Annotated in this window: 9 protein-coding genes; 5 read left to right on the top strand and 4 right to left on the bottom strand. The window is 51.9% G+C overall.

Going from position 1 to position 10,579, the window contains the following annotated elements:
• Positions 1-13 precede the first annotated feature (13 nt).
• Positions 14-493, top strand: coding sequence for an invasion associated locus B family protein (locus GOV89_RS17455; protein WP_171238725.1), 480 nt, complete (start codon positions 14-16; stop codon positions 491-493).
• Between the two features lie 147 nt (positions 494-640).
• Here the strand turns inward: GOV89_RS17455 and GOV89_RS17450 are convergent, their stop codons facing one another.
• Positions 641-922, bottom strand: a complete 282-nt coding sequence (locus tag GOV89_RS17450; protein ID WP_245223356.1) for a helix-turn-helix domain-containing protein — start codon at positions 920-922, stop codon at positions 641-643.
• Between GOV89_RS17450 and GOV89_RS17445 the strand changes: the two genes are divergently transcribed.
• Positions 884-2,011, top strand: coding sequence for an NAD(P)/FAD-dependent oxidoreductase (locus GOV89_RS17445; protein WP_245223357.1), 1,128 nt, complete (start codon positions 884-886; stop codon positions 2,009-2,011). The genes GOV89_RS17450 and GOV89_RS17445 overlap by 39 nt on opposite strands.
• Positions 2,012-2,056: 45 nt before the next feature.
• Here GOV89_RS17445 and GOV89_RS17440 read toward each other — a convergent pair whose 3' ends face one another.
• Both GOV89_RS17440 and GOV89_RS17435 read right to left on the bottom strand, forming a co-directional pair.
• Positions 2,057-3,931, bottom strand: coding sequence for an adenylate/guanylate cyclase domain-containing protein (locus GOV89_RS17440; RefSeq protein ID WP_171238723.1), 1,875 nt, complete (start codon positions 3,929-3,931; stop codon positions 2,057-2,059).
• Between the two features lie 237 nt (positions 3,932-4,168).
• Positions 4,169-5,047: a LysR family transcriptional regulator gene (locus tag GOV89_RS17435; protein WP_171180665.1), complete on the bottom strand. Its 879-nt coding sequence runs from the start codon at positions 5,045-5,047 to the stop codon at positions 4,169-4,171.
• Between the two features lie 163 nt (positions 5,048-5,210).
• Here GOV89_RS17435 and GOV89_RS17430 point away from each other — a divergent pair, with 163 nt between their 5' ends.
• Positions 5,211-5,474 (top strand): DUF4242 domain-containing protein, encoded by a 264-nt coding sequence (locus GOV89_RS17430; protein WP_171180667.1) that lies wholly within the window; start codon positions 5,211-5,213, stop codon positions 5,472-5,474.
• A gap of 346 nt (positions 5,475-5,820) precedes the next feature.
• Here GOV89_RS17430 and GOV89_RS17425 read toward each other — a convergent pair whose 3' ends face one another.
• Positions 5,821-7,164 (bottom strand): lipopolysaccharide assembly protein LapB, encoded by a 1,344-nt coding sequence (locus GOV89_RS17425; protein ID WP_171180670.1) that lies wholly within the window; start codon positions 7,162-7,164, stop codon positions 5,821-5,823.
• 440 nt (positions 7,165-7,604) lie between these two features.
• On the opposite strand from GOV89_RS17425, the gene GOV89_RS17420 reads away from it, so the two are divergent.
• Positions 7,605-8,858 (top strand): DUF3179 domain-containing (seleno)protein, encoded by a 1,254-nt coding sequence (locus GOV89_RS17420; protein ID WP_171180672.1) that lies wholly within the window; start codon positions 7,605-7,607, stop codon positions 8,856-8,858.
• A 20-nt stretch (positions 8,859-8,878) separates the two neighbouring features.
• Entirely contained in the window at positions 8,879-10,546 is a 1,668-nt protein-coding gene (locus tag GOV89_RS17415; protein ID WP_171180674.1) for a sulfatase-like hydrolase/transferase, read from the top strand.
• Positions 10,547-10,579 lie beyond the last annotated feature (33 nt).

The raw sequence follows: 10,579 nt of genomic DNA, 5'->3' as shown, positions 1-10,579 counted from the left end.
GAGGAACAGAAGAATGAAAACTTGGATTTGCGCTTTTGGTTTCTCGCTGGGGCTGGCGTTTCCGCTCGCGGCGCAGGAAAATGAAGCACCGCTTTGGTCGGTCAATTGCAGCAATCTGGTCAGCGATGGTGAATTGGTCTGCGAAATGACGCAGAGCATTGTTCTGACCGAGAACAATCAGCGTCTGACTTCGATCGCTTTTGTAAAATCCGCTGGAAAAGACGAGGTTGAAGCTGTGTTATCCTTGCCGTTTGGCCTGCTGTTTGCCGAAGGATTGGTGGCAAGCGTGGATGGTTCCGAAGTTGCGCAGCCAGCGTTTTTGACGTGTGAGGCGCAAGGGTGTTTTGCCCGGTCGCCCGTGTCCTCGGACTGGATGTCCGCTATGCGCGCCGGGGATCAGTTGACGATTGCAGGTGTCAATCGAGTTGGCGAGCCTATCTCGTTTACCTATGATCTGGCTGGTTTCAGCGCGATTTCTGATCTTTTGCCGTAGGGTCAGGACGCATTGATTTTCAACGCGCTGCAAGCCTGACGGCTGGGAAACCAGAGCTGTGACAAAAACGATCTTTTCTGGCCGACCGACGAGCAGATGGCTAGGTTTTTCCTTTCTTCCTACAGTCGCCCTCGCAGGAACTGTCATCTATTGGTTTAGATCCTGACCTAAACTTGGAATGGTCTTTGGGTTCGGTAGTTTGTCTGCATTCTGCGCAGCCCACTCGTGCATTTCATGCAGCAACGGGATCAGGTTTTGGCCCAGTGGTGAGAAGCTGTATTCTACGTGTGGCGGAATAGTCTCAAAGTCTTTCCGCAAGACAAATCCTGTCTCCTGCAACTCGGTGAGTTGGCGCGTCAATGTGCGATGCGTGATGCGCCCGAGGTTGCGTTGAAGCTGGTTGAAACGGCAGCTACCCTGATCGAGCAACGCGAAGCCTTTGTGCAGCCTCCGGCAGCAATCCGTGCGCTGGTAGAACCCACCTTGCTGGATCAGATCATTTTACCTTACGACAACTTGCTGAAATCAGGCGATGTTGTGCGGGGTCGTGCAGTGTCAATCTGTCAATCAGAGGTCACGTTAGACTCTGGCACATCCTGTCCGGCGGACTTGATCGTGATTGCCACCGGATCGTCATATGCCGCCCCTTTCAAACCATCGGGCGACAGTATCGCTGATTTTCGTCAAGCCAGCAAAGAGGTCAGTGCTCGTTTGGCCAAGGCGAATTCAGTGGTTATTGTCGGGGCGGGGGCCGTAGGAACGGAACTTGCGGGCGAGATTGCCTCAGCGCAGCCAGGTAAACTCATTACATTAATCGCGTCAGACGATACCTTGTTTCCAATGTATCCAATCAAGTTTGGCGCACAACTCAAACGCAAGCTGGAAGGCCTTGGTGTCACGGTCATTCTTGGCCAAAGAGCGCAAGACCTTCGCCATTTGGATAGGCCTTACGAAGGATCGGTGACACTTACGGACGGCCGGGTGATTGCGGCTGATCTTGTATTTCCGGTGATCGGATCAAAGCCTCAGACGTCATTGGTGCAATGCCTTCCGGGGGTGACTTCGGGATCTGGGGGTAGGGTCAGGACTGATAAGTGGCTGCGACCGTCCGACTATCCGAACGTTTTTGTGGCAGGCGACATCGCCGACGTGGGAGACGGCATGACGATTGTAGCCACGACTAGGCAAAACCCATGGCTTATCAAAACACTGAAAAAGGTGTCGGAGGGTTCATCCTTTGAAAACCTGAAACCATACAGCCCTTGGAAAAAAGCGCCAATTCTGGTGCCTTTGGGTCCAATGATCGGCAATAGCTGGCTGTTTGCAACAGTTGGTGACTGGATCACTCGTAAAAAGAAGGGGCAAATCTTTTCATTCCCAAATATCGAAAGGCATTTGGTGTTGTTAATACGAGAAAGTAGTTCTGATTATTGGAAACGAATTGTCCGCTCGCTCATAAAAAACCGGCATGCCAAGACAACGAAATTAGGCAAATCGTGTGTCACGAAGACCTCTTGAGGTTGCGTGCAATGGCGTGCCCGCACGGAAGAGCCCAAAAACCAGTCATTCCTTCGATTCAGGCACACCCAGTTTTCGCAGATCTTCTACCCATCGATTAAGATACGCCTCGCTCTCGAATGGCGCATTTTTCGCCTCTTGGATAGTGAATTCTGGATTGGCCGTCAGAAACTCATCGATAACGATCTGCGCATCACTGGAAAGGCCAAGACGCAAAAGAACTGGCGCGTAGGTGCGCTTCAATCCGTCCGGTATTTCGTTCATCTGTTCAATCGAAGCCTTTGCCTCTTCATACCTTTCAGCGAAGTACTGGGCCCAACCCAAGTTCCAAAGATACCAGTCTTGGTGGTGTGGGTTCAGTCGGATCGCCAGTTTCATGCGCTCAACGGCCTCAGGTGCTTTGCCGTCATAGACGAGTGGGTCAATGGAATCTGCAAGAACGGATGCCGAATTTGGATTCAGCGATATGGCCTTGTCATAAAGCGAAGCAGCCCGCTCGAGGTTTCCACTCTGAGTAGTTGCATTGGCCAAGACCCAATGACCCTTGAAATTGAAGGGTTCCAATTCAATGGCTTTCCGCGCCATCTCAAACGCGCGGTCCAGCGACTCCTCGCGTGTCAAAGAGTTCGTCCATCCCCAACGATACCCGTTGATGTGGGCCCAAGCGTTTTCGACATACGCCCCGGCAAAGTTCGGATCGAGCGCAATCGCTTTTGCACTGAGCTCCTCTGCCCTGATGTTTCCTTCTTTCGTGAAGGTAAACCACTCCTCTTGTGCGCGTTTGCGCAATTCATATGCACCAAGGCTTTCGGTTGGTTGATGCTTGAGGCGGCTATATTCCGCAAGATCAATGTTCGTAGAGAGAAGCGAAGCCACCGTTCGCGTTATCTCATCCTGTACTGAAAAGATGTCCTGTAGGTCTCGGTCATAGCTGTCTGCCCAGATGTTCTGGCCTGTCGTCGCATCAATGAGTTGGGACGTTACACGCAAGCGATCACCAGCAATCTGGACGCTCCCCTCAACGATGTAGCGGACACCTAATTCTTCTGACACTTTCTGTATATCCGCCGGAGTGTCCTTGTACGAAAACGTCGAGTTTCGGGCGACCACGAAGAAATCGGAAAAACGGGACAAAGCGGTCAGGATGTTCTCACTAAGTCCGTCGCTCAGGTAATCTTGGCTCGGGTCGTTGTTGAGATTGTCGAACGCCATGACCGCGATGGAGGGTTTGCCAGACAGGGCCACGGCGTGTTCATTCGAGTCCGGAAATTGCACCGCGGACCAAGGTTGCAGCCATGCGGTGACCAACAACGCCAGGAAAATTACGGCGCAACCCAACATGATCAGGCGATTAGTTGGCCTTTTCGAAAGTGGCACGATAGGAGAAACGATGGCTTGCGCCTTGTCATCCAGTTTTAGGCTGTACACGTGAACGGGGTCCGAGATGTTCTTGACCTCTCGCTTCCCCAAATCTTCGATAGTGAGATCAAGCTTGGAATGGACTTGTTCGAAAATACTGGCTGACATGTAAATGCCATCCGGAACAGCCAGACTTTCAATGCGTGCGGCGACATTTACACCATCCCCGTGAATGTCATCCTGATCTACAACGATATCGCCAACATTGAGACCGATCCGGTATCGCACTTGTGAGTCTTGAGGCAGGTCCGCGTTGGCGATCCCTATATAGTGCTGCATGTCCACTGCACACCGAACGGCCTCAACTGCACTTGCAAACTCAAGGAGCAAGCCATCGCCCATCAATTTAACGATGCGCCCATGTCGTGCAGCAACAACTGGTTCAAAGATCTGCTCGCGATGGGCCTTGACCCTTGCAAGCACACTCGCCTCGTCATTTCGAATAAGACGACTATAGCCAACCACATCGGCGGCAAGTATCGCTGCCAGACGTCTTTCCAAAGACTGAACTCCCAGAGTGGGCATCACGCTAAACAGGTTATTACATCTATGCCAGACGCACTAGTCGAACACATATCTCCGATGAGGCGATTTTTCAGTCGTTTGCAGAATTGTCGGCCGCAAAGTTGCGCCTGATAACGACGAGCGGTTATTCAATGAATGTCGGTTTCGGGACTGCCTATAGTCTATGACGGGAGGCAGTCGAGAACGGTGCTGCCGAGACCAAAGCCAACGTGCTTACCCCGGCCAAGCGAAAGTTTGCGACGACCTCATTAGGGCTTCAAGTGCGGGCGAGTGTTTTCGACCTGGAACTGTGAAAGCTGCAATCGTTCTTGAAACTTCCGGCTCTACAAGCGGGCGCTGTAACAAGCCCGGTAAACTAACCGAGTACTCAGGCATAAAGGCAAAACCAATGCCTGCAGCGACCATCGCTTGCACCCAATCTTCTCGCTCAGAGCGGAAGCGAGCGTACAGTTCCACGCCCTTCGACTGGCAGACCGACATCACCATCTCACGCAGCTCACAGGCCAGGCGATCCACGTAGTTTTCTTGCGATAAGTCTTGCAGCGAAACCGAATTGAGTTGTCCAAGACGGTGCTCGGGAGGGAATACAACCACATATCTTTCGACGTATAGTGGTCTCGCCCTGAACTCTTCTTCCAACTCTTCAGTCAGCGTCATCAAAGCGACATCGATATCGCCATCTGAGAGTTTTTTCTTTAAGTCAGGCGCGCTTGCTTCATTGACTGACAACTCCAAGCCGCTGTGGTTTTTCTCGAATTGAGCCAGAAACCGAGCCAGGCGAACATGCCCAATTGTGGATAGGACACCCAAGCGCAATGGCACCTTTTCGAGTAAGCGAAAATTCTGAGCCAGTGCTTGTGTAGCTGCTGCTTCGTCAACGATGTGCTGTAGATGCGGCAGCATTGACTTCCCAAAGTCGCTGACCAAAATTTTTCGACCTTCCCGATGAAAAACCTGTGCACCTAGTTCTGCTTCCAGAGACTTGACGCCCTTGGTCAACGCTGGTTGGCTCACGTTGCACTCTGCGGCAGCTTTGGTGAAATTCAGGTGTTTTGCCGCGGATAAAACGTATCTAATCTGAGACATCTCCATTTTGAGGCACCTCGTCACTTATGGCGATAGTCAACTATACCGCAGAATACACCGATTTATCCAAACCTGGAGTTATTAAGTCATAAGGTATCGATAGTTCCCTGCGTTACAGACCCGTGATGCAATAGACGCACTGGTTTTGACAGTTTGGAAAGGGAGCGAGATGTCTGTTTTTATGGTCGAAAGAAACCTCAAGGGTATAAGCATGGATGACTTGGGTGCTGCCCAGAAGGCAGCGATAGCGACAGCACAAAAAATGACCGCAGAAGGGGATAAGATAAGCTATGTCCGCTCAACTTTTGCCCCGGAAGACGGTCGTTGCATGTGCTTGTTTGATGGCGAAAGTGCTGAACAAGTTCGTCGACTGAACGATACCGCAGGTCTGCCATACGAGAGTGTTGTTGCAGCCATGGACTTGTCTGCATAACGACCATCTGGGTGTAAAATTCTTTTTTGATTGGGCCCAGAGCAAATGCTCTGAGGCCCTTAGAAAAGTTTAAACGGCTCGACATAGTACGGCAGGTTCGTCCGCTGAGCTGCTCGCCCCTGAACTGTCCAATGAAGCCGTCGTGTCATCCATTCTCATAAGGGTTGCCAGTTTCGACGTAAGTCGTCTTGGCGCTGACGGCGGCAATCCAGTCGCGGACAGCCTGGATAACAAATTCCGACCGGTGACACTTTGGGAATGAAGTTGTGTCAGAGACCATGGCTGCCTGCGAATGCATTGGAACCTTACGGGGCGGGGAACTGTTCTGAGAAAATATTCAGTTCCTTTATTTACCTGCTTGTTGCGCCGCAATCTGGGCAAGCGCACTGATAATGTCTTCGGCGTGGCGCTGATCTGCAAACAGCGCACGAAGCAAAGACGGCAAAGGGTAGTCAGGCCAAGCCTCCTCCAACAGAAGGACTGTTGCCCTTGCGCGGTCGTGTTCTCCCATCTTTTGATAGGCGGCGGCGAGGTACCCGATTGATATGGCGCTGACAGGATCACCCAGCCTGATGGACGTGTTGAACTGGTCAACGCAGCCCTGATAGTCCCCTAGATGAAAACTCGCTGACGCCAAAACGCTTCGGTAAGGGAACCTCCGATTGGTCGTATCGTCGTTTTGCGCGCGTCTGGCTGACGCGATGGCGCGTTCGAAGTCGCCGCCAAACAAGGCAAACAACGCGTCAAAATTTGTGACATGGATGTCTTCAGGTGCAAGGCTGACCGCGCGGTTTGATTGGGCGAGGGTCGTGTCGAAATCCCGCTGGGCAAAGGAGATAAGTGCAAGGGCAGAGTGGCTCCACCCTTCATCCGGTGCCAGTTCGACGGCTTTGTCGGCATGCGTTTTGGCCAGATCCAGCAAAGTGCGCCTTTCTTCGCTGGGCGGAGTGGTAATCGCAAGAATACCCAATGCTTGTGCTGACCCCGCGTAGCCACCAAAATACGACCCGTCCAGCGCAATGGCGCGCTTGAACATACCGCTGACGGCCTGCAACCGTGCGCGATCCAGAACCGGAAACATCAAGGGGCGCGCTTCTTCAGCAAGGTTAACCGCCTGTAGTTTGATGGGATTGGTGGAAAACAGCGCTTCTCGGACTGCTTGCTGTTTCCTTTCGGTTTCAGATTGGGAAGTGGTCACCGTTGATGCCTGAGGTTTGAGCTGAAGGTAAAGGCCGGTTGCGCACAAAGCGAATACGGTTGCTACAGCGGCACCGTGCCACCAATAGCGTCGTAAAGGACGTGGCGATCCGTTTTCCTGATCAGGTGAAAGTACCTCAAATCGGGGTACATACCCTCCGGGATCAACATGAATGCGCAAACACTCATCCTTGCCGGAGTTCGAATAATAGTTGGCTAATCGTCTGCGCATACGACCGGCATCGACACGTACAACGGCCATTGGATCGCCGCGCCCACCCAATGTTCTGCCGTATACGTCCTCGGCCACAGACTTGGCCCGGATGTCGTCGGCGTGGCCAGCTAACATAGTTTCAACAACATAGCGCAGAAAGGACTGAAGACGTTCAGCGCCGTCAAACTCCGGGCTGTTCAAAATCGAATCCAACGCCTGTTGGATCTGGATTTCAGTCAGGTTTTTCGGGATGGGATTGGGCCCCGATTCTGAACGCAAGCCTCTTGAAGTCATCGCATCTGTCGCTGTTGATTGTTTCGTAAGCACCTGAAAATAAACATGTTACGTCGTAACATACGTTAAGATACCTGAATATGTAAATGAATTTTGTGTATACTCGTTTTTAAAGGAGGGGGACTTGCCTTTTCGCTGAGGCCTGACCGAGATCAGACAGCTTGGGGATGGATATGAACTCATTGACATTAGTATTTCCAAACCAAGCGAATGAAATCGGTCGATTGCGCAGTTCGGACACGGTGTTTGCTCAAATCTGTGCAGATTATGAGAGTTTGATAGCACTGCTGCCCTGTGATGCTAGCGATCCAACTTATGCAGACTTAACCGATAGCCTTCGGGGGCTTGAGGACGAAATTCGGCTTTACCTCGCGTCCAAGTCCAAATCTCCCGAGGGCTAACCACACGTAAGAAAGGCGATCTGAATGCTGGCCAACATTTTGTTTTATTTGGGTCTTGTCGTTTCGCTGACCATTGGGTTCATGTATTTTCGCGACCTTGGAGACATCAGCCAGATGGTTTTGAAGGTAAAGCGGAACAACATGATCCGTTTCATTCGAAACGAAAACGCCTATATCGCTGCGGGCGTAAGTGGGTTGGCTTTGATGCTGGTTGGCCATTTTATGGGCGGCGGACCAGGCTGGTTGTTCTTTCTGGGTGTGCCTGCAGTAACTTTATTAATTTTATTCCTGTTCGTCTTCCCATGGGTCTGGGTTCACGTCGGTTTGCGTAACCAGCAAGACAGCGCCCGGTATTATCCGATCTCGGAAGCTAAGGACTTCATTAATCCGTCGGCCAGCGTTTTGGTGATCGAAAACAACGGCCATGCCCGCGCGCATTCCGACGGGCAGTTGATGCGCCCCCACCTGGCTGGCAATGCCGATGGACTTGGAGGCGATGACATCGTCATGACGTATTGCGCCATGGCGAACCTGGGTCTGGCCTACAAACCGCAGATCAATGGTAAGCGGCTTGATCTGGAAGTCATGGCCCAGCACGGCAACAACCTGATCCTGCGCGACAACCTCACTGGCGAACCCATTCAGCAGATCTATGGTCACTTTGATAGCGATACGTCCAAACAATCCGCCATGCAGCCCTGGCCCACTTTCCGGATGAGCTTTCGGGGATTTCAAAAGGCTTATCCGGACGGCGAGGTGTTTTTGAACAAGCCTTCTTCGAACCCTTTTCTAAAACTCTTCGATCTATTCACAGAAACTGTGTTCGCCTCGGGCATCGCGAAACAGCATCAAGAGGCAGCACCGGTCATGGATAACATGAGCCACAGCGACGACCGGTTGCCCAATAAGACCTATGTCTGGGGCGTAACAGTGGGTGACGATGCTGTGTGCTGGACCGATGAGTTCATTGCCGAGCATAAGGGTTTGATCAACGCCACTGTGGGCGGTCGTGATCTCGTCGTTGCCTATGATCCAGCCTATGAAAGCGTAGGGGTCTGGTACAATGACAGCGGTGAAGCGGTGACCGAAATCGACTTCTTCGGCAATTCGGATCGAGGAAAGCTCAGTCGCGTCGAGACCTTAAGGTCCGGAATGTTTTGGCATGTCTGGGTCGAGTTCTTCCCGGACACCGACATCAATTGCATCGGACCTCAGACCTTGGATGCAGAGGAGATGCAGAAACCCCCAAAACCCGAAACGCACACAGAATCGGAATAGAGCCAATGAGCAGGAGCGACATGAGACAAGTTGTTTACCTTTCGGCAAGCCTTTGTATTGCAGCCCAAATGGTGACGGCGCAGGAAGCGCCCATCATTCACGACGCTGAGTTTTACATACTGCAAGCCCAGCACGCCGAAAAATGGGCCGAGGATGATGCTGCGGTTGACGCGCTACTTTCCGAGTTTCGGGAGCGCAATAATGGCAATCCGCCAAATATCGTTTCCATCCTGATTGATGATCTCGGTTTCGGAGATATGGGCATACCGGAACTCAACGCAGTACGCGGCATCGAAACTCCGAACATCAACCAATTCTCGGACGAAGGTATGCGGATGGTGCGAATGTACACCGAACCATCCTGTACTCCGACACGGGTTGCTCAAATGACTGGGCGTCTTCCAGTACGCATGGGAATGGGGAACACGACTGTGGATATAGCTGGCTTCGGTCTTCCAGGAAAGGAAGTCACTCTTGCTGAGGTTCTTAAAGAAGCTGGCTATGCTACCAGCCATGTAGGTAAATGGCACATGGGTGACATCGCTGAGAGCTGGGCGATGAACCAGGGTTTCGATTACGCACAACATGCGATCCACCAACAAGGTCAGCTTACGATTTTCAACGACGATGCCATTCGCGAGCAAGTCTCAGTTGGTATCGGAGATTTTGTCCCTGAGTACGTACTCGACGAATGGTTCCGCCCAGACGCTTCAGCAATGATGACCGTCATCGAAGGCGAGGCAGGTGGACCAATCCGGGAGATTAGAATGCAACCTGGTGAACGTTGGGGCGCATTGAAATACGATGAGATGAACCAAGCGTATCAAGACAAGACGATAGAAGAGCTAAGACGTCTTGCGACCGGTGAGCAACCGTTCTTCCTTCAATACTGGCCGATGATCCCACTACATAACACGCGCACCGGAAGAACTGGGCCAGAGTCACCCAATGGTGGCCTCTACGCCGATAAGCTCCAGTTGCTCGATGAATACCTCGGGGAAATCTTCGCCGAAATGGAAAATCTGGACGTCGCGAAAAACACTGTCGTTGTTGTCATGGGTGACAACGGACATTTCACCAAATACTCACCTCAATCCGGCTTTACACCAATGATCTACAAAGGTGGCAAAGGCGACACCACCGAAGGCGGGGTTCGAGTTGACGCCTTTATTCGCTGGCCTGGTGTTATCGGCCCAGATTCAATGGTTAATAACATTTTACACGTCTCCGATCTCTATACGACACTGTCACGTATCGCTGGCGCAGATGGGTTCATCCCGCGCGATCGGCTGGTAGATGGCGTCGATCAGTCAGCTTCGATTCTGTTCGCTGATGAATCCAAAGGTCGCCGAGACTCGTTGATTGTGTATAACATTGATAAACCCGGAGCCATCATTAAGGATAAATTCCGAATGAACCTGCCGAAGGACCTCACAAACGGTATTTTGGCAGACTTCATAGACATTTATCGCGACACTCATGAAAAGTACCCTGTCTCGACTGAAGTCGGTGCTTGGGGAGGTCAGGAATTCGTTCGAATTCTCGCTCGTCACCAAGCCCGGAAGGAAAAATTCCCTGACGAGAAACCCGCATTCGGCATACCTTACGAGGGGATTGAAAACATTCGCCCTGAAACCGCCGCGGCAGTTGAGGCATTCAAAATCAAGCAATCCTCGGTCAGCAAATGAGGTGCGATTTGTCGAAGCATCACCAGCGTGGCC

The sequence above is a fragment of the Ruegeria sp. HKCCA5763 genome (assembly GCF_013034545.1).
In the GTDB taxonomy this organism is placed as follows: Bacteria; Pseudomonadota; Alphaproteobacteria; order Rhodobacterales; family Rhodobacteraceae; genus Ruegeria.
The sequence above is the reverse complement of the archived record's forward strand: the minus strand, read 5'-3'. Positions and strand labels throughout refer to the sequence as shown.